The 18,136-nt window shown below is 71.2% G+C and carries 16 protein-coding genes; 13 read left to right on the top strand and 3 right to left on the bottom strand.

All coding sequences use genetic code 11. The annotated features are described in order from the left end of the window. The 3 genes from ACIQNG_RS34455 (at position 1) to ACIQNG_RS34445 (ending at position 2,947) form a co-directional block, all read left to right on the top strand. Positions 1-1,233: a sensor histidine kinase gene (locus ACIQNG_RS34455; RefSeq protein ID WP_401425424.1), complete on the top strand. Its 1,233-nt coding sequence runs from the start codon at positions 1-3 to the stop codon at positions 1,231-1,233. 396 nt (positions 1,234-1,629) lie between these two features. Next, positions 1,630-1,926, top strand: coding sequence for a DUF4193 domain-containing protein (locus ACIQNG_RS34450; RefSeq protein ID WP_003993510.1), 297 nt, complete (start codon positions 1,630-1,632; stop codon positions 1,924-1,926). A gap of 13 nt (positions 1,927-1,939) precedes the next feature. Further along, the gene (locus ACIQNG_RS34445) at positions 1,940-2,947 is read left to right on the top strand and encodes a hypothetical protein (protein ID WP_401425426.1); all 1,008 of its coding nucleotides are present in this window, start codon (positions 1,940-1,942) and stop codon (positions 2,945-2,947) included. Between the two features lie 125 nt (positions 2,948-3,072). Here the strand turns inward: ACIQNG_RS34445 and ACIQNG_RS34440 are convergent, their stop codons facing one another. Next, on the bottom strand, positions 3,073-3,537 hold the full coding sequence (locus ACIQNG_RS34440) for a DUF3093 domain-containing protein (protein ID WP_401425428.1): 465 nt from the start codon (positions 3,535-3,537) through the stop codon (positions 3,073-3,075). Between the two features lie 818 nt (positions 3,538-4,355). Here ACIQNG_RS34440 and ACIQNG_RS34435 point away from each other — a divergent pair. The 8 genes from ACIQNG_RS34435 to ACIQNG_RS34400 all read left to right on the top strand — a co-directional run bounded on the left by ACIQNG_RS34435 (position 4,356) and on the right by ACIQNG_RS34400 (position 12,298). After that, on the top strand, positions 4,356-4,940 hold the full coding sequence (locus ACIQNG_RS34435; protein WP_401490623.1) for a PaaI family thioesterase: 585 nt from the start codon (positions 4,356-4,358) through the stop codon (positions 4,938-4,940). Beyond that, positions 4,937-5,488: a dUTP diphosphatase gene (gene dut, locus ACIQNG_RS34430; RefSeq protein ID WP_401425432.1), complete on the top strand. Its 552-nt coding sequence runs from the start codon at positions 4,937-4,939 to the stop codon at positions 5,486-5,488. The genes ACIQNG_RS34435 and dut overlap by 4 nt, the downstream gene beginning before the upstream one ends. A 1-nt stretch (position 5,489) precedes the next feature. Beyond that, positions 5,490-6,272 carry a DUF3710 domain-containing protein gene (locus ACIQNG_RS34425; protein ID WP_401425434.1) on the top strand — a complete coding sequence of 261 codons (783 nt, stop codon included), beginning with the start codon at positions 5,490-5,492 and terminating at the stop codon, positions 6,270-6,272. Positions 6,273-6,504: 232 nt separating this feature from the next. Beyond that, the gene (locus tag ACIQNG_RS34420; protein WP_401490621.1) at positions 6,505-7,197 is read left to right on the top strand and encodes an ABC transporter ATP-binding protein; all 693 of its coding nucleotides are present in this window, start codon (positions 6,505-6,507) and stop codon (positions 7,195-7,197) included. Between the two features lie 261 nt (positions 7,198-7,458). Then, on the top strand, positions 7,459-10,305 hold the full coding sequence (locus ACIQNG_RS34415) for an ATP-binding protein (protein ID WP_401490619.1): 2,847 nt from the start codon (positions 7,459-7,461) through the stop codon (positions 10,303-10,305). Then, positions 10,302-10,985 carry a response regulator gene (locus tag ACIQNG_RS34410; protein ID WP_401425440.1) on the top strand — a complete coding sequence of 228 codons (684 nt, stop codon included), beginning with the start codon at positions 10,302-10,304 and terminating at the stop codon, positions 10,983-10,985. The genes ACIQNG_RS34415 and ACIQNG_RS34410 overlap by 4 nt, the downstream gene beginning before the upstream one ends. 113 nt (positions 10,986-11,098) lie before the next feature. Next, positions 11,099-11,497, top strand: a complete 399-nt coding sequence (locus ACIQNG_RS34405) for an OB-fold nucleic acid binding domain-containing protein (RefSeq protein ID WP_401425442.1) — start codon at positions 11,099-11,101, stop codon at positions 11,495-11,497. Positions 11,498-11,500: 3 nt separating this feature from the next. Next, positions 11,501-12,298: a DUF3159 domain-containing protein gene (locus ACIQNG_RS34400; protein ID WP_401490616.1), complete on the top strand. Its 798-nt coding sequence runs from the start codon at positions 11,501-11,503 to the stop codon at positions 12,296-12,298. Positions 12,299-12,441: 143 nt separating this feature from the next. Here the strand turns inward: ACIQNG_RS34400 and ACIQNG_RS34395 are convergent, their stop codons facing one another. Next, positions 12,442-13,116 carry a potassium channel family protein gene (locus ACIQNG_RS34395; RefSeq protein ID WP_401425448.1) on the bottom strand — a complete coding sequence of 225 codons (675 nt, stop codon included), beginning with the start codon at positions 13,114-13,116 and terminating at the stop codon, positions 12,442-12,444. Continuing rightward, a complete protein-coding gene (locus tag ACIQNG_RS34390; protein ID WP_401425450.1) occupies positions 13,116-13,784 on the bottom strand; it encodes a potassium channel family protein in 669 nt (222 codons plus the stop codon). Before ACIQNG_RS34390 ends, ACIQNG_RS34395 begins: the two co-directional genes overlap by 1 nt. Positions 13,785-14,384: 600 nt before the next feature. Between ACIQNG_RS34390 and ACIQNG_RS34385 the strand changes: the two genes are divergently transcribed. After that, positions 14,385-16,580 carry an APC family permease gene (locus ACIQNG_RS34385; protein WP_401490614.1) on the top strand — a complete coding sequence of 732 codons (2,196 nt, stop codon included), beginning with the start codon at positions 14,385-14,387 and terminating at the stop codon, positions 16,578-16,580. Between the two features lie 75 nt (positions 16,581-16,655). Further along, positions 16,656-17,987 (top strand): class I SAM-dependent RNA methyltransferase, encoded by a 1,332-nt coding sequence (locus ACIQNG_RS34380; protein ID WP_401490612.1) that lies wholly within the window; start codon positions 16,656-16,658, stop codon positions 17,985-17,987. Positions 17,988-18,136: the final 149 nt, after the last annotated feature.

The raw sequence follows: 18,136 nt of genomic DNA, 5'->3' as shown, positions 1-18,136 counted from the left end.
GTGGCCGCCACCCCCGCGCCGCCCCAGGCGCCTCCCAAACCCACCTGGGACCCTCGTAGGCCCGCGCCGCCCCTTCCCTGGCTGCGTCCGACCATCCGGATACGGCTCACGCTGTTGTACGGCGGCATGTTCCTGATCGCCGGCATCGTGCTGCTGTCGATCATCTATCTGCTGGCGGCGCAGGCGCTGAACGTGGGCAGCGAGCTGCCGTTCAAGATCGTCTCGGGTCGGGTCTCCAGCGGAATCTGCAATTTCCCGCCGGAGAGCTCGGCGGACCAGGTCAACCAGGCCATGAACGCCTGCGTCAACCAGCAGCGTCAGCACGCCCTGGACAATCTCCTCAGCCGTTCTCTTCTCGCCCTGCTCGGTCTCGCCGTGATCGCCTTCGCCTTCGGGTACGCGATGGCGGGCCGGGTGCTCTCGCCGCTCGGCCGGATCACCCGCACCGCGCGCGCGGTGGCCGGGTCGGATCTGTCGCGCCGGATCGAGCTGGACGGTCCGGACGACGAGCTGAAGGAGTTGGCCGACACCTTCGACGACATGCTGGAGCGCTTGCAGCGCGCGTTCACGGCCCAGCAGCGCTTCGTCGGCAACGCCTCCCACGAGCTGCGCACGCCGCTGGCGATCAACCGCACGCTCCTGGAGGTGCATCTGTCCGACTCGCACGCGCCGGTGGAGCTGCAACAGCTCGGCAAGACCCTGCTGGCCACCAACGAGCGCAGTGAGCAGCTCGTGGAGGGGCTGCTGCTGCTCGCCCGCAGTGACAACCAGATCGTGGAGCGCAAGCCGGTGGACCTGGCGGAGGTGGCCTCGCAGGCCATCGACCAGGTCCATGCCGAGGCGGAGTCCAAGGGTGTGGTGATCCGTGGTGTCCGCGAGGCGGCGGTGGTCCAGGGCAACGGTGTGCTGCTGGAGCGGATCGCGCTGAACCTCATACAGAACGCGGTCCGGTACAACGTGCCCGAGGGTGGCTGGGTCGAGGCGATGACGGGGATCCAGCACGGTCACGCGGTGCTGGTGGTGTCCAATACCGGCCCGGTGGTGCCGGCGTACGAGGTCGACAATCTCTTCGAGCCGTTCAGGCGGCTGCGGACCGAGCGGACGGGCAGCGACAAGGGGGTGGGCCTCGGTCTGTCCATCGCGCGGTCCGTGGCGCGGGCGCACGGCGGGCATATCGCGGCCCAGCCGCGTGAAGGGGGTGGGCTGGTGATGAGAGTGACCCTGCCGATCTGAGATCATGACGCCGACACACACGGGCTTGTTCGCTTTGCGCGGAATTTTCACGCCGCGATTGGAGCAGACCAGTGTGTGATCGATCACAGGGGCGACATTCTGGCCATCTACTCTCCGTGATTGTTTCGGCCCTGGGTAAGCCGGGAAAATCCTGGTTTTCCAGGGGTCTGATCACGGGAAGTACACGGTGAGACGCCTTTGAACTGCGATATCCGGACCGTGTACGGTCCCGTTCGCCATCCAAGCCGATCACTCTTGAGGAGTCCGCTTGGGTGTCGATTGAGTAACAGACCTTGATGTGAGGCAAAATCTCCGCCTCGGGTCGGGCACAAGTCCGGCCTCTCACGCGTTACGTGCGCTGGAGACACCCACAGACACCCGGAGGGGGAGAGCGACATGGCAACCGATTACGACACCCCACGCAAGACGGACGACGACGTCGACTCGGACAGTCTCGAAGAGCTGAAGGCCAGGCGGAACGACAAGTCCGCCTCGGCCGTCGACGTCGACGAGTTCGAGGCCGCGGAAGGACTGGAGCTGCCCGGCGCAGACCTCTCGAACGAGGAACTGGCCGTTCGCGTGCTTCCGAAGCAACAGGACGAGTTCACCTGCATGAGCTGCTTCCTGGTGCACCACCGCAGCCAGCTGGCCCGCGAGAAGAACGGCCAGCCGATCTGCCGCGACTGCGACTGAGGAGGGGTCGGGCATGACTGGCTCGACCTCTCCCTGGAAGCGCCGTTTTCCCGCCGGGAAAGCGGACTCGGGGCCGTCGCGCGGCCCGAACGGCATGAATGACGATGAGCGAGGCTTCTCCGACGTGGGACTTTCCGGCAGTACGGAAGAACCTTCCGGCCAGGGATCGACCGGCCCGGGTTCTTCCGGCGCGGATTCCGTCCCCGCGGAGTCGGCCTCGCTCGAACGTGTGGACGACCGGGCTGACCTCCCGGCGCCGCTGGAGGCTCCCGCACCCGTCGCCCGTCGCAAGGTGGCGGTGATCCGGGACCGGGCCAGGGACCTGGCCAAGGAAGGCGCCCGCAAGGGCGGCAACCGGGCCAGGGCGTCCCTGGCCGTGCTCGCGGACCGCCTCATCGACCTGGCCCCGCGGATCCCCGTACGGGATCTGGCGACCCTGCGCAGGCAGTTCCCGGGACTCGATCCGGAACAGATCGCCGACAAACTGGTGGCCGGCGCGGCCAACGCCTCGGCGACCGTGGGCGCCGGAGTGGGCGCGGCGGCGATGATGCCGGTACCGCCCGCGATGCCCGCCGAACTGGCCGCGGAGGTGACCGGGGTCGCCGCGATCGAGCTGAAGCTGATCGCCGAGCTGCACGAGGTCTACGGCCTCCGGCCGCCCGGCGGCCTCAAGGACCGCAGCACCGCCTATCTGCGGTCGTGGTCCGGGGAACGCGGCATCGACGTGATGAAGCCGATGTCGATCAACGCCGCCCTCGGCGGCCAGATGAAGCGCGAACTGCGCCAGCAGATCATGAAGCGCATGGTGCGCAACATGCCGAACCTGATGCCGTTCATGGTGGGCGCCGCCGTCGGCGCGGTCATGAACCGGCGCGACACCAAGAAACTCGCGCAGCGCATCCGTACCGATCTGCGCAAGATGCAGGTCCCCTGGGACCGGCTCGGCGAACTGCCGACGCTGGAGCAGCCGGCCGAGCCGCTGCCCCTGGACGAGGACCCCAAGAAGCAACTGGGCCGCTGACGGCCGACCGGGCGACCTGATGGTCGGACCGGGCCGTGGACGACGCCCTCCGGGCCGCTGACGACGCCTCCTGGGCCGTGCCGGGCGGCCTGGCCGCCGCCGAGTGGGCCCGACCCCTCACACCCTCACGCCACGGCCGCGCGGGCCTCCCGTACCGCCTCCAGCAGCCGCTCCGGCTGCCGTGTCGACAGGTACAGGTACGGCGTCGGGTCCTGCGGGTCGGTGACCTCGATCCGCACCGCCGTCGGGATGTAGGAGCGCAGCAGCATGAAGGCCCGGGTGTCGGCCTTGTACGTGCGCCAGGCGCCCGCCTCCTCGCGGTCCAGCACCTCGCCCTCGCCCAGCGCGGCGACCGGGATCTTCGCGTCGTCCGCGATCAGCGCGCCGCCCACGACGCGGATCCGGACCGAGCCGTACGCGCTCGCGGCGACGGCCGCGACGGCGGTGCCGCCGGCCAGCCCGCCGAGCATCGGCAGAATGCCGAACGGCAGCAGGGTCAGCGCCAGGCCGACCCCGACCAGCAGGGAAATGCCCCACCAGGACTTGGGGGCGGTGAGGCGTTCTTCGTACGGGGTCCCGGAAAGCTCCATGCGCTCAAGCTTGGCACGCGACCCGACACGCACCGTCGGCAGGGCGCCGCGCCGGGGAGACGGCTGGGGTGTCCGTCGGGCGCCCACCGGGGCGACGGCTGGGGTGCCGCCCCGGAGCACCCGCTGACGTCCTCTGCGGCGACCACGCTGGGAGCCCGCCGGGCCGCCCACCGGTGCGTCACCCGAGCGTCCGGCTGGGGTCGGTCGAGGTGCCCCGGCCGGGGCGTCGCCGGAACGCCCCCGTGAGGCGATTGCCGGGTGTGCGCCGGGCGTCGCGTCGGGGTGGCTGTCGGGGTGTGCGCCGGGCGTCGCGTCGGGGTGGCTGTCGGGGTGTGCGCCGGGCGTCGCGTCGGGGTGGCTGTCGGGTGTTCGGCGGGATGTCCTCGCCGGGGGACTGCCGGGCGTCGTCGGAGCCCCGTGAGGCGATTGCTGGGTGTCCGCCGAGGCCGTCCCGGCGGGGTGGCTGTCGGGCGTCCGGCGGGGGCGTCCCGCCGGGGCGTCGCTGGGCGTCATGTGAGGTGACTGTCGGGTGTCCGGCGGGGGTTGTCCCACCGGGGGATTGCCGGGCGTCGTCGGAGTGCTTCGTGAGGCGGGGTGTCCGCCGGGCGTCCGAGGCGACTGTCCGGCGTCCGCCGAGGTGGCCGGGCGGTGTTCGGCGGGGTGGAGGGACGGTGCTCGGCGAGGTGGCCGGGGGGTGTTCGGTGGGGTGGGTGGTGGGGTGTTGGGGTGGGGGAGTCTGTGGTGGGTGGGGTGGGGAGTCGGGGGGATCCGGGCAGCGGAGTCATGGGGTAAAGCCCCGGCGGGTAAGGTCTGCGGCTGTGAGTGGTACTTCCGCGGTTCTGCAGCCCCCGGCCGACGCCCTGCCGCCGGTGCGGCATCCCGACGCTCCCGCCCCAGGTGAGCTGCTCGGCGCCCACTACGGCCAGTGTTTCGGCTGTGGCGAGGAGCAGCCGCACGGACTGCATCTGGCCGTCCGGGCCGGTGAGGGGGTCTCCCTCACCGCCGAGTTCACCGTGCGGCCCGCCCACCAGGGCGCCCCGGGCCTCGCGCACGGCGGGGTGCTGGCCTCGGCCCTGGACGAGACGCTCGGCTCCCTGAACTGGCTGCTGCGCACCATCGCGGTGACCGGCCGCCTGGAGACCGACTTCGTGCGGCCGGTGCCGGTCGGTACCGATCTCCACCTCCAGGCCGAGGTCGTCGCGGTGGCCGGGCGGAAGATCTACTCCACGGCCACCGGCCGGATCGGCGGTCCCGACGGGCCGGTCGCCGTCCGCGCGGACGCCCTCTTCATCGAGGTCAAGGTCGACCACTTCGTCGACAACGGCCGCGCCGAGGAGATCAAGGCCGCCATGAGCGACCCCGACCAGATCCGGCGTGCCCGCGCCTTCGAGGTGAACCCGTGAGCCGCGACCCGATCGGCGTCCTCATCCGCCGTGTCGACCCCGACGTACCCCTGCCGTCGTACGCGCACCCCGGGGACGCCGGGGCCGACCTGCGGACCACCGAGGGGTGCGAGCTGAAGCCGGGGGAGCGGGCCGTGCTGCCCACCGGGGTGGCGGTGGCGCTGCCCGAGGGGTACGCCGCCTTCGTACACCCCCGGTCCGGGCTGGCCGCCCGCTGCGGTGTCGCTCTCGTGAATGCCCCAGGGACGGTTGATGCCGGGTACCGTGGGGAGATCAAGGTGATCGTGGTGAATCTCGACCCGCGCGAGTCCGTGCGGTTCGAGCGCTTCGACCGGATCGCCCAGTTGATCGTCCAGCAGGTCGAGAGGGTCCGCTTCCAGGAGGTGGCGGAACTTCCCGGCTCGGCGCGGGCCGAAGGGGGCTTCGGGTCCACCGGAGGCCATGCCGCCGTGGACGGTGCAAGCGGCACCAGCGGTCATGCCGCCACGGGCGGCACGACGGGTGGGAATCGATACGCTTCGGTCGTATCCGACCGGGAAGGACAGTGACGTGTTCGGACGTCGCAAGAAGAAGGATGCCGCCGAGGACGCGGCCGGCGAGGCCGAGCAGGTCGTCGACAGCGTCGACACCGAGGCGGACGACAAGAGCGGGGGCGAAGGCGAAGGCGAGCGCGAGCGCGTCCGTCTCGAACCCGAGCCCCGGCCCGACGGACCCTGGGACAGCACCGAGGTGAGCGACCCCGCCGAGGGCCGCGTCGACCTGGGCGGCATCTTCGTACCGGGCGTCGACGGCATGGAGCTGCGGGTGGAGGTCGCGGGCGACGCGATCGTCGCGGCCACCGTCGTGCTGCGGGACAGCGCCGTACAGCTCCAGGCGTTCGCGGCGCCCAAGCGCGAGGGCATCTGGGGCGAGGTCCGCGAGGAGATCGCGACCGGCATCACCCAGCAGGGCGGCATCGTCGACGAGGTCGAGGGGCCGCTGGGCTGGGAGCTGCGGGCCCAGGTCCCGGTGCAGCTGCCGGACGGCACGAGCGGCTTCCAGGTCGTGCGGTTCGTCGGTGTGGACGGTCCCCGCTGGTTCCTGCGCGGGGTGATCTCGGGCCAGGGCGCGGTGCAGCCGCAGGCGGCCGGGCTGCTGGAGCAGATCTTCCGCGACACGGTCGTGGTGCGCGGCGAGGGCCCGATGGCGCCCCGTGACCCGATCGTCCTGAAGCTGCCGAACGACGCGCAGATGGTCCCCGAGGGCGTGCAGCAGGAGGACCAGGCCGGCTCCCGCTTCTCCGGCGGCATGGGCCAGCTCCAGCGCGGGCCGGAGATCACCGAGGTCCGCTGAGTCCGTCGTACGAGACCGATGGGCCGCGCTCCCGAGAGGGAGCGCGGCCCATCGGCGTTCTGTGCTCTTCCCTCGCCATCTCGGCCATCTCTGCCAGCTCTGACATGTCTGCCATCTCTCCCATCTCCGACGGCCCTCACCCACGGCGACCACCCGAACTGATCCCGCGCGCCCGTTGATCGGCCGGGCGACCACGGCGATACTGGCGCCCGGCCCACGGGGGGAGAAGATCATGAGCCAGGTGGTCACCGAGACCATGGTCGGCGTCGCGGACGTCCACAAGTCGTTCGGCGAGGGCGCCGCCGCCGTACACGCGCTGCGCGGGGTGTCGTTCACGATCCCGCGCGGCGAACTCGTCGCCCTCAAGGGCCGGTCCGGCTCCGGGAAGACCACCCTGCTCAACCTCGTCGGCGGGCTCGACGCGCCCGACCGGGGCCGGATCGCCGTGGACGGCCGGGAGCTGACCGGACTCGGCGAGACCGGGCTGCTGGAACTGCGCCGGGACCGGATCGGCTTCGTCTTCCAGTCCTTCGGGCTGATCCCGATCCTCACCGCCGCCGAGAACGTCGGCGTCCCCCTCAGGCTGCGCAAGGCCGACCCGCGTGAGCGTGAGGAGCGTGTGGCGCTGCTGCTCGCGCTCGTCGGACTCGCCGACCACGCCGCCCAGCGGCCCGGAGAACTCTCCGGCGGCCAGCAGCAGCGGGTGGCCATCGCCCGCGCCCTCGCCAACAACCCGGCGCTGATCATCGCCGACGAGCCCACCGCCCAGCTCGACGTGGAGACCGGGCACGCCGTGATGGAGCTGCTCAAGGCGGTGGTCCGCAGCGAGGGGGTGACCGCGCTGGTCGCCACGCACGACGCGACGCTGCTGGACCTGGCCGACCGGGTGCTGGAGCTGAGCGACGGGGAGATCATGGAGGCGTGAGCACGGACGGGCACCTTTCGTCATCGCCGGCGCGCGGGCACCTCTCGTCACCACCCGCTCGCGCGCACCTTCCGTCACCGCCCGGCCCTCGCCGGTGACGCCTGGTGCGGAGGGGGCGTGCGAGGTCAGGATCGGTATGCGCCCGGCGCATCAGGGTTCTGTCAAAGACGTCCCCCGACCGATATCTCGTCCCTTTTGTCGGCATCGTTGGCCGTAAGGTCTACGCTGCGTACGCGGCAGTGACGGGAAGACAATAGGGACATGGCACGCGGCAAGCTTCGGATCTACCTCGGTGCGGCACCGGGCGTCGGCAAGACGTACGCCATGCTCTCCGAGGCCCATCGACGGGTGGAGCGGGGTACGGACTGTGTGGTGGCCTTCGTGGAGCACCACCACCGCCCCCGCACCGAGGTGATGCTCCACGGCCTGGAGCAGATCCCGCGCCGGGAGCTGGGCTACCGGGGCGGCTCGTTCACCGAGATGGACGTGGACGCCGTCCTCGCCCGCCGCCCCAAAGTGGCACTGGTGGACGAACTGGCCCACACCAACGTCCCCGGCTCCCGCAACCCCAAGCGCTGGCAGGACGTCGAGGAACTGCTGGCCGCGGGCATCGACGTCGTGTCGACCGTCAACATCCAGCACCTGGAGTCCCTCGGCGACGTCGTCGAGTCCATCACCGGCGTACGGCAGCAGGAGACCGTACCGGACGAGGTGGTGCGCCGGGCCGACCAGATAGAGCTGGTCGACATGTCGCCGGAGGCGCTGCGCCGCCGCATGGCGCACGGCAACATCTACAAACCGGACAAGGTCGACGCGGCCCTGTCGAACTACTTCCGCCCCGGCAACCTCACCGCGCTGCGCGAACTGGCGCTGCTGTGGGTGGCGGACCGGGTGGACGAGTACCTCACCGAGTACCGCAGCGAACACCGCGTCTCCAAGATCTGGGGCTCCCGGGAGCGGATCGTCGTAGGACTGACCGGCGGCCCGGAGGGGCGCACGCTCATCCGGCGGGCCGCGCGGCTGGCCGAGAAGGGCGCGGGCGGCGAGGTCCTGGCCGTCTACATAGCCCGCAGCGACGGGCTCACCGCCGCCTCCCCGAAGGAACTGGCCGTCCAGCGGACCCTGGCCGAGGACCTCGGCGGCACGTTCCACCATGTCGTCGGCGACGACATCCCCGCGGCGCTGCTGGACTTCGCGCGCGGGGTGAACGCCACCCAGATCGTGCTGGGGTCCTCGCGCCGCAAGAGCTGGCAGTACGTCTTCGGCCCCGGCGTCGGCGCCACCGTCGCCCGGGAGTCCGGGCCCGACCTCGACGTGCACATCGTCACCCACGAGGAGGCCGCCAAGGGACGCGGGCTGCCCGTGGCGCGCGGCGCGCGGCTGGGCCGGGGGCGGATCATCTGCGGCTGGCTCGTCGGCCTCGTCGGACCGCCCGTGCTGACGCTGCTGCTCAGCAGTGTCTCCATCGGCCTCGCCAACGACATGCTGCTGTTCCTCGCCCTGACGGTGGCGGCGGCGCTGCTCGGCGGGCTCTACCCGGCGCTCGCCTCGGCCGCCTTCGGATCGCTCCTGCTGAACTGGTTCTTCACCTCGCCGCTGCACCGGCTGACCATCGCCGACCCCAAGAACATCGTCGCCCTCGCGATCTTCGTGGGGGTCGCGGTGGCCGTCGCGTCCGTCGTGGACACCGCCGCCCGGCGCACCCATCAGGCGGCCCGGCTGAGAGTGGAGTCGGAGATACTCTCCTTCCTCGCGGGCAACGTCCTGCGCGGGGAGACCAGCCTGGAGGAACTGCTGGAGCGGGTCCGGGAGACCTTCGCGATGGACTCCGCGGCCCTGCTGGAGCGGGCCGGCGACGTCGACCCCTGGTCCTGCGCGGGGTGGGCCGGCAGCGGGGAGGCGCCCAAGCGGCCCGAGGACGCCGACGTGGACGTGCCCATCGGCGACCACATGGCACTCGCCCTGACCGGACGGGTGCTGCCCGCCTCCGACCGCCGGGTGCTCGCCGCGTTCGCCGCGCAGGCGGCCGTCGTGCTCGACCGGCGCCGGCTGCGCGAGGAGGCCGACCAGGCCCGCACCCTCGCCGAGGGCAACCGCATCCGTACGGCGCTGCTGGCCGCCGTCAGCCACGATCTGCGCACCCCGCTCGCCGGGATCAAGGCGTCCGTCTCCAGTCTGCGCTCGGACGACGTGGCCTGGTCGGAGGAGGACCAGGCCGAACTCCTGGAGGGCATCGAGGAGGGCGCCGACCGGCTCGACCACCTCGTGGGCAACCTGCTGGACATGTCCCGCCTCCAGACCGGCACCGTCACCCCGATCGTCCGCGACATCGACGTGGACGAGGTGGTGCCGATGGCACTGGGCGGGGTCCCCGAGGACAGCGTCGACCTGGACATCCCGGAGACCCTGCCGATGGTCTCCGTGGACGCCGGGCTGCTGGAGCGGTCGGTGGCCAACCTGGTGGAGAACGCCGTCAAGTACAGTCCGCCCGACCGGCGCGTCCTGGTGTCCGGCAGCGCGATCGCCGACCGGGTCGAGGTGCGGGTGGTCGACCGGGGGCCCGGCGTCCCGGACGAGGCGAAGGAACGCATCTTCGAGCCCTTCCAGCGCCATGGCGATGTGCCGCGCGGCGCGGGCGTCGGCCTCGGGCTCGCCGTCGCCCGCGGCTTCACCGAGGCCATGGGCGGCACGCTCACGGCCGAGGACACCCCGGGGGGCGGGCTCACCATGGTGCTCTCGCTGCGCGCGGCGGCCCCCAGAGCGCCCGCCGAGGCGGCGGAGGGCTCTGGGGCCGACGGGGTGGCCGGGGCCAATGGGGCGGTCGGGGCCAATGGGGCGGTCGGGGCCAACAGGGCCAACGGGGCCAATGGTGTCAATGGGGCCACCGGGGTCCCTGAGACCTCTGAGGCGGCCGGGGCGGCCGAGGCCACCAGGGCCCCTGAGACTCCTGAGACTCCTGAGGCGGCCGGGGCGGCCGGCGGTCCCGTGGGGCGGGTGGACAGCTCGGGCACCGGGCCGGAGAGTTCCGGGGACGGTGCACAGACGCGGGCCGACGGCTCGCACCCAGGGGCCGGGAGCCCCGTACGACCCGAAAGGCAGGCTTCATGACCCGGGTGCTCGTGATCGACGACGAGCCGCAGATCGTGCGCGCCCTCGTGATCAACCTCAAGGCCCGCAAGTACGAGGTGGACGCGGCGCACGACGGCGCCACCGCCCTCCAGCTCGCGGCGGCCCGCCACCCCGACGTCGTCGTGCTCGACCTCGGCCTGCCCGACATGGACGGCGTCGAGGTGATCAAGGGGCTGCGCGGCTGGACCCGGGTGCCGATCCTGGTGCTCTCCGCCCGGCACTCCTCGGACGAGAAGGTCGAGGCGCTCGACGCGGGCGCCGACGACTACGTCACCAAGCCCTTCGGCATGGACGAGCTGCTCGCCCGGCTCCGGGCCGCCGTGCGCCGCGCCGAGCCCACCGGGGCGGGGGAGGACGACTCGACGGTGGAGACGGAGGGCTTCACCGTCGACCTGGCCGCGAAGAAGGTCAACCGCGCGGGCAAGGACGTACGGCTCACCCCGACCGAGTGGCATCTGCTGGAGGTGCTGGTCCGCAACACGGGCCGGCTGGTCAGCCAGAAACAGCTGCTCCAGGAGGTGTGGGGGCCCTCCTACGGCACCGAGACCAACTATCTGCGGGTGTACATGGCCCAGCTCCGGCGGAAGCTGGAGGCGGATCCTTCGCACCCGAGGCACTTCATCACCGAGCCGGGGATGGGGTACCGCTTCGAGCGGTGAGCCTGGCCCCAGGGGCCGGGGGCGTATGCCGTGGGCTGCCGTGCGCCCTGGTCTGCCGTGCCCCTGGCCTGCGGGGGTTCTGGGGTGTCGGGGTGCGCCGGTACGCTTCATTCATGAGTGGTGTTCCTCGTTCCGAAAAGCCGGTGGGCCGGTTCCGGCGCATGCTCGACCGGCTCTCCTCCTCGCAGGAGGACCTGGAGTCCGAGGAGCTGCGGGAGGACGCCGCGATCACCGGCTGTACCCGCATCGGCGACTGCCACGACCGGCAGATAGTGACGGTTACTGGTACCTTGCGCACGGTCACGCTACGTCCACGGGCGGGCGTCCCGGCCCTGGAGGCCGAGCTGTTCGACGGCTCCGCCGCGCTGGACGTGGTGTGGCTGGGCCGGCGCTCCATCGTCGGGATAGAGCCGGGCCGCAAGATGATCGCATCGGGCCGGATCTCGATGAGCCGGGGCCGCCGGGTGCTGTTCAACCCCAAGTACGAACTGAGACCCCTCGGACGGGAGTAGCCGGTGACGTCGCTCGACAAGCCGACCGAAGAAACCCATACCGAAGAGGCCCCCACCGAAGCGGCCCGGACGGAAGCGGCGGCCGGGACGGAAGCGGCCGGGACGGAAGGGGCCGGGACGGATTCACGGACGGTCACGGAAGCGGCTCTGTTCGAAGCCTTCGGCGGAGTCCGGGGCATGGTCGAGACGGTCGTCCCCGGCCTGCTGTTCGTGTCCATCTACACGATCAACAAGGACCTGCACCTGTCGGCCATCGCCGCGCTCGCCGTGTCCCTGGTGCTCGTGGTGGTCCGGCTGGCCATGAAGGACACCGTCAAGCACGCGTTCAGCGGTGTCTTCGGCGTGGTCTTCGGTGTCGTCTTCGCGATGATGACGGGCAACGCCAAGGACTTCTACCTGCCGGGCATGCTGTACACGCTGGGCCTCGGCCTCGCGTACATCATCACCACGCTGTGCGGAGTGCCGCTGATCGGGCTGGTGCTGGGCCCGGTGTTCAAGGAGAACCTCTCCTGGCGGACCCGGAACCCCGGGCGCAAGACGGCGTACGCCAAGGCGAGCTGGGCATGGGGGCTGATCCTGCTCGGCAAGAGCGCGATCCTGTTCCCGCTGTACTGGTGGGCCGACACGACGCAGCTCGGCTGGGTGCTCGTCTCCCTGAAGATCCCGCCGTTCCTGCTGGCGGTCTGGCTGACCTGGGTGTTCCTGGCGAAGGCGCCCGCGCCGATCGATGTGTTCGCCGAGATGGAAGAGGCGGAGCGGCGGGAGAAGGAGCGGGAGGCCGCGGCGCGGGGCGTCGAGTAGCACGCTCCCCGGGGCTCGGGTCGGGACAAGCCAGCCTCGTTGCCGGTCGGCCGAGAGACACCCCCGGGTCGAGAAACGCCGAAGGGCGCCCCACGGCCGTCGTGGGGCGCCCCTCGTCGCAGTAGGGAACGTTGCGGGCGGGCCTACTCCGCCGGCTCCCGGCGTACCGACAGCAGATCCTCCAGCTGCTCCTCCCTCGCCTGGGCCGCGACGAAGAGGAGTTCGTCGCCCGCCTCCAGGGAGTCCTCGCGGGTCGGGGTGAGCACCCGGTTGCCGCGGATGATGGTGACCAGGGAGGTGTCCTCCGGCCAGTCGACATCGCCGACCTGCGTGCCGGCCAGGGCCGACTCCTCGGGGAGCGTCAGCTCCACCAGGTTGGCGTCGCCGTGGCTGAAGCGCAGCAGCCGGACCAGGTCGCCGACGCTCACCGCCTCCTCGACCAGCGCCGACATCAGCCGCGGGGTGGAGACGGCGACGTCGACGCCCCACGCCTCGTTGAAGAGCCACTCGTTCTTCGGGTTGTTCACCCGGGCGACGACGCGCGGGACGCCGTACTCCGTCTTCGCGAGCAGCGAGACGACCAGGTTGACCTTGTCGTCGCCGGTGGCGGCGATGACGACGTTGCAGCGCTGGAGCGCCGCCTCGTCCAGGGACGTGATCTCACAGGCGTCGGCGAGCAGCCACTCCGCCTGCGGCACCCGCTCGACCGAGATCGCGGTGGGCGCCTTGTCGATCAGCAGCACCTCGTGGCCGTTCTCCAGCAGTTCGGCCGCGATCGAACGGCCCACCGCGCCGGCACCGGCAATGGCGACCCTCATCAGTGACCGCCCTCCTTCGGGCCCTCGGCGAACGCCGCCTCGACCTTCTCGATCTCGTCGGTGCGCATCATGACGTGTACCAGGTCGCCCTCCTGGAGGACCGTCTGCGAGCTGGGCAGGATCGCCTCGCCGAGACGGGTCAGGAACGCCACGCGGACGCCCGTCTCCTCCTGGAGCCTGCTGATCCGGTGACCGACCCACGAGTGGGCGGCGTGCACCTCGGCGAGCTGGACCCCACCGGTGGCATCCCGCCACAGCGGTTCGGAGCCGGACGGCAGCAGCCGGCGCAGCATCTGGTCCGCGGTCCAGCGGACGGTGGCCACGGTGGGGATGCCGAGGCGCTGGTAGACCTCGGCGCGGCGGGGGTCGTAGATCCGGGCGGCGACGTTCTCGACGCCGAACATCTCGCGGGCCACCCGGGCGGCGATGATGTTGGAGTTGTCGCCGCTGGACACGGCGGCGAAGGCGCCCGCCTCCTCGATACCGGCCTCGCGCAGGGTGTCCTGGTCGAAGCCGACGCCGGTGACCCGGCGGCCACCGAAGGAGGAACCGAGGCGTCGGAAGGCGGTGGGGTCCTGGTCGATGACGGCGACCGTGTGCCCCTGTTGCTCCAGGGTCTGGGCGAGAGCGGACCCCACTCTGCCGCAGCCCATGATGACGATGTGCACGACCGTCCTTCCGAGATCAGGGGGTGTTGACTTTGGCTTGTTCAGGGTCTCAGACCGTCGCCCAAGCTACACACGCACGGTCGGCGGACGGCACCCCCGTGCGCGGTTCGCGCCAAGGGGTCGGCGGCGGTGGACGCCGAGGGGTCGACGGCGGCCGGTGCCGAGGGGTCAGCGGCGGCCGGTGCCGCGGGGTCAGCGGCGGCTGATCCGGCGCACGCTGAGCAGGGTGAGGATGCCGAGGCCGATGAGTGCGGCGGTCGCGCCGATCAGCTCTGCGGTCGCGGGCATGGGACCTCCTTGGGTAGGGGGGCGGGTACGGACTCGATGCCCGTGCGGACGCGGGGTCGTCGTACTGACTCAGACGCCGGTTCGGGCCCGGTACCTGTGCCGATGTGAGGGGATCGTCGTACAGGCGGGCTGTCGTACCGGTGCGGGGCGCGGATCGGGGGGTGTGTTTCACCCGGGGGGCAGAGTGGTGCCGCCCTGACGGTCGTCTTGACGGAACCTTGACGCGCGCCTGCCCGGTATCGGCGTCCGTGTGGGGCGGATCTCGTTCCGGCGGGGGGCGAGTGGGCGTTCGAAGCCGTACGATCCTCAGTCGTGTCCAAACTGACCGACGTGCCCAAACGGATTCTCATCGGGCGCGCACTGCGCAGTGACCGGCTCGGCGAGACGCTCCTTCCGAAGCGCATCGCCCTCCCCGTCTTCGCGTCCGACCCGCTGTCCTCCGTGGCGTACGCGCCGGGCGAGGTGCTGCTGGTCCTGTCCATCGCGGGTGTGTCGGCGTACCACTTCAGCCCCTGGATCGCGCTCGCGGTCGTGGTGCTGATGTTCACGGTGGTCGCCTCCTACCGGCAGAACGTGCACGCCTACCCCAGCGGTGGCGGCGACTACGAGGTGGCCAACACCAACCTCGGCCCCAAGGCGGGCCTGACGGTCGCCAGCGCCCTGCTCGTGGACTATGTGCTGACGGTGGCCGTCTCCATCTCCTCCGGCATCGAGAACCTCGGCTCGGCGATCCCGTTCGTGGTCGAGAACAAGGTGGCCTGCGCGATCGGTGTGATCGTGCTGCTGACGGTGATGAATCTGCGCGGGGTCAGGGAGTCCGGGTCGCTGTTCGCGATCCCGACGTACGTCTTCGTCGCGGGCGTCTTCATCATGATCGCGTGGGGGGCGTACCGGGGGCTGGTGCTGGACGACACCATGCGGGCACCCACCGCGGACTTCGAGATCAAGGCGGAGCACCAGGGGCTGGCCGGTTTCGCGCTGGTCTTCCTGCTGCTACGGGCCTTCTCCTCGGGCTGTGCCGCGCTCACCGGTGTCGAGGCGATCTCCAACGGCGTACCGGCGTTCCGCAAGCCGAAGTCGCGCAACGCGGCGTCGACGCTGGCCCTGATGGGGCTGCTGGCCGTGACCATGTTCTGCGGGATCATCGGCCTGGCGATGGCCAGCAAGGTGCGGATGGCCGAGAACCCGGCGCACGATCTGCTGCTGGGCGGTGTCCCGGTCGGCGCGGACTATGTCCAGAACCCGGTGATCTCGCAGGTCGCCGAGGCGGTCTTCGGCAAGGGCAGCTTCCTGTTCCTGGTGCTGGCGGCGGCGACGGCGCTGGTGCTGTTCCTGGCGGCGAACACCGCGTACAACGGCTTCCCGGTGCTCGGGTCGATCCTCGCCCAGGACCGCTATCTGCCGCGTCAGCTGCACACCCGCGGCGACCGGCTCGCGTTCTCCAACGGCATCGTGGTGCTCGCGGGCGCGGCGGGGCTGCTGGTCTGGATCTACGGCGCGGACTCCACCCGCCTGATCCAGCTCTACATCGTCGGTGTCTTCGTCTCCTTCACCCTCAGCCAGACCGGCATGGTCCGGCACTGGAACCGCCATCTGGCGGTCGAGAAGGACCCCGCCAAGCGCCGCCACATGGTCCGCTCGCGGGCGATCAACGCGTTCGGCGCCTTCTTCACCGGCATGGTCCTGGTCATCGTCCTGGTCACCAAGTTCACCCACGGCGCGTGGGTGGCCCTGCTCGGCATGGTGATCTTCTACGTCACCATGAGCGCGATCCGGCGCCACTACGACCGGGTCTCCGAGGAACTGGCGGCCTCGGACGGGCCGAGCGACGACACGGTGCGGCCGTCGCGGGTGCACTCGGTCGTGCTGATCTCGAAGATCCACCGTCCGACGCTCCGCGCGCTGGCCTACGCCAAGCTGATGCGCTCGGACACTCTGGAGGCGCTCAGCGTCAATGTGGACCCGGCCGAGACCAAGGTGCTGCGGGAGGAGTGGGAGCGGCGCGGGATCGACGTACCGCTGAAGATCCTCGACTCGCCGTACCGGGAGATCACCCGGCCGGTGATCGAGTACGTCAAGGGCCTGCGGCGGGAGTCGCCGCGGGACGCCGTGTCCGTGATCATCCCCGAGTATGTGGTCGGGCACTGGTACGAGCATCTGCTGCACAACCAGAGCGCGCTGCGGCTGAAGGGGCGGCTGCTGTTCACGCCGGGCGTGATGGTGACGTCGGTGCCGTACCAGCTCCAGTCGTCGGAGGTGGCCCGGCAGCGGGCCCGCAAGCGGCAGGAGTGGGCGGCGCCCGGGGCGGTGCGCAGGGGGCCTGCGGGGGCGGGGCGAGGGGCCGGGGGCACCGGCGGGACGACGGAGAGCGAGAGGGAGGCCGGTCGGGAGGTCGCTCGGAAGTCCGGTCGGGGGGTCGGTCGGGAGTCCGGTGGGGACGCAGCCGGTCGGGAGTCCGGTGGGGAGTCCGGTGGGGACGCAGCCGGTCGGGATTCCGGTCGGGGCTGAGGGAGCCCCGGGGGACGTAGACTGGTGGGCTGTTGTCCGGCCCCTTCCCCTTTGACGTACTGGAGTCACCCCGCCATGCAGGCAGAACCGAAGAACTCGCTGGTCGGGGAGGAGTACGAGGTCGAGGTGGGGCCCGTCGCACATGGGGGGCACTGCATCGCCCGTACGTCCGAGGGCCAGGTGCTGTTCGTCCGGCACACGCTGCCCGGGGAGCGGGTGGTCGCGCGGGTGACGGACGGCGAGGAGGGGGCGCGCTTTCTGCGGGCCGACGCGGTCGAGGTGCTGACGGCGTCGAAGGACCGGATCGAGGCGCCCTGTCCGTACGCGGGTCCGGGCCGGTGCGGGGGCTGCGACTGGCAGCACGCGAAGCCCGGTGCGCAGCGGCGGCTGAAGGGCGAGGTGCTCACGGAGCAGTTGCGGCGACTGGCCGGGCTGACGCCGGAGGAGGCCGGCTGGGACGGCACCGTGATGCCGGCCGAGGGCGACAAGCTGCCGGCCGGGCAGGTGCCGCAGTGGCGGACGCGGGTGCAGTACGCGGTGGACGCGGAGACGGGGCGGGCGGGGTTGCGCCGGCACCGTTCGCACGAGGTGGAGCCGGTCGACCACTGCATGATCGCCGCCGAGGGCGTCAGCGAGCTGGGCATCGAGAAGCGGGACTGGACCGGCATGGAGTCGGTCGAGGCGATCACGGCGACGGGCTCCCAGGACCGGCAGGTGATCCTGACGCCCCGGGAGGGCGCGCGGCTGCCGCTGGTCGAACTGGACCGGCCGGTGTCGGTGATGCGGGTGGAGGAGAAGGACGGCGGGGTGCATCGCGTCCACGGCCGCCCCTTCGTCCGGGAGCGCGCGGACGGCCGTACCTACCGGGTCGGCAGCGGCGGTTTCTGGCAGGTCCACCCGAAGGCGGCGGACACCCTGGTGACGGCGGTCATGCAGGGCCTGCTGCCGCGCAAGGGCGACATGGCCCTCGACCTCTACTGCGGAGTCGGCCTGTTCGCGGGCGCGCTGGCCGATCGGGTCGGCGACCAGGGCGCGGTCCTCGGCATCGAGTCGGGCAAGCGGGCGGTGGAGGACGCGCGCCACAACCTGGCCGGCTTCGACCGCGTCCGCATCGAGCAGGGCAAGGTGGAGGCGGTCCTGCCGCGCACCGGGATCACCGAGGCCGACCTGATCGTCCTGGACCCGCCCCGAGCGGGCGCGGGCCGCAAGACGGTCGAGCACCTGGTGTCGCTGGGCGCCCGGCGGATCGCGTACGTGGCGTGCGATCCGGCCGCGTTGGCCCGGGACCTGGGGTACTTCGGGGACGGGGGGTATCGGGTGCGGACGCTCCGGGCGTTCGATCTGTTTCCGATGACGCATCACGTGGAGTGCGTGGCGATTCTTGAACCTGCGGCCAAGCGCTCCTGACCTGCGGTTTTGTCTGTGCGTATTATGTGCGGTGTGGGCGTTACGGGCGATATCTTGACGCCGAAATGACGCTCGTGACGCTCGTTCTGATGGGGTGTCAGGCGCCTTGCGGTGTAGGTCAGATTCACCAGAATTAACAGTTCCAGTGG

This window comes from Streptomyces sp. NPDC091377 (assembly GCF_044757045.1).
Classification (GTDB): domain Bacteria; phylum Actinomycetota; class Actinomycetes; order Streptomycetales; family Streptomycetaceae; genus Streptomyces.
Note: the sequence above shows the minus strand (reverse complement) of the source record. Positions and strands in the feature narration are given on the sequence as shown.

Bases quoted from the DNA above. Each gene is read 5' to 3' on its own strand.
- ACIQNG_RS34445 (WP_401425426.1), top strand. From the start codon at position 1,940: ATGACTGGCTCGACCTCTCCCTGGAAGCGCCGTTTTCCCGCCGGGAAA.
- ACIQNG_RS34450 (WP_003993510.1), top strand. From the start codon at position 1,630: ATGGCAACCGATTACGACACCCCACGCAAGACGGACGACGACGTCGAC.
- ACIQNG_RS34380 (WP_401490612.1), top strand. From the start codon at position 16,656: ATGCAGGCAGAACCGAAGAACTCGCTGGTCGGGGAGGAGTACGAGGTC.
- ACIQNG_RS34415 (WP_401490619.1), top strand. From the start codon at position 7,459: ATGGCACGCGGCAAGCTTCGGATCTACCTCGGTGCGGCACCGGGCGTC.
- ACIQNG_RS34440 (WP_401425428.1), bottom strand. From the start codon at position 3,537: ATGGAGCTTTCCGGGACCCCGTACGAAGAACGCCTCACCGCCCCCAAG.
- ACIQNG_RS34395 (WP_401425448.1), bottom strand. From the start codon at position 13,116: ATGAGGGTCGCCATTGCCGGTGCCGGCGCGGTGGGCCGTTCGATCGCG.
- ACIQNG_RS34420 (WP_401490621.1), top strand. From the start codon at position 6,505: ATGAGCCAGGTGGTCACCGAGACCATGGTCGGCGTCGCGGACGTCCAC.
- ACIQNG_RS34410 (WP_401425440.1), top strand. From the start codon at position 10,302: ATGACCCGGGTGCTCGTGATCGACGACGAGCCGCAGATCGTGCGCGCC.
- ACIQNG_RS34405 (WP_401425442.1), top strand. From the start codon at position 11,099: ATGAGTGGTGTTCCTCGTTCCGAAAAGCCGGTGGGCCGGTTCCGGCGC.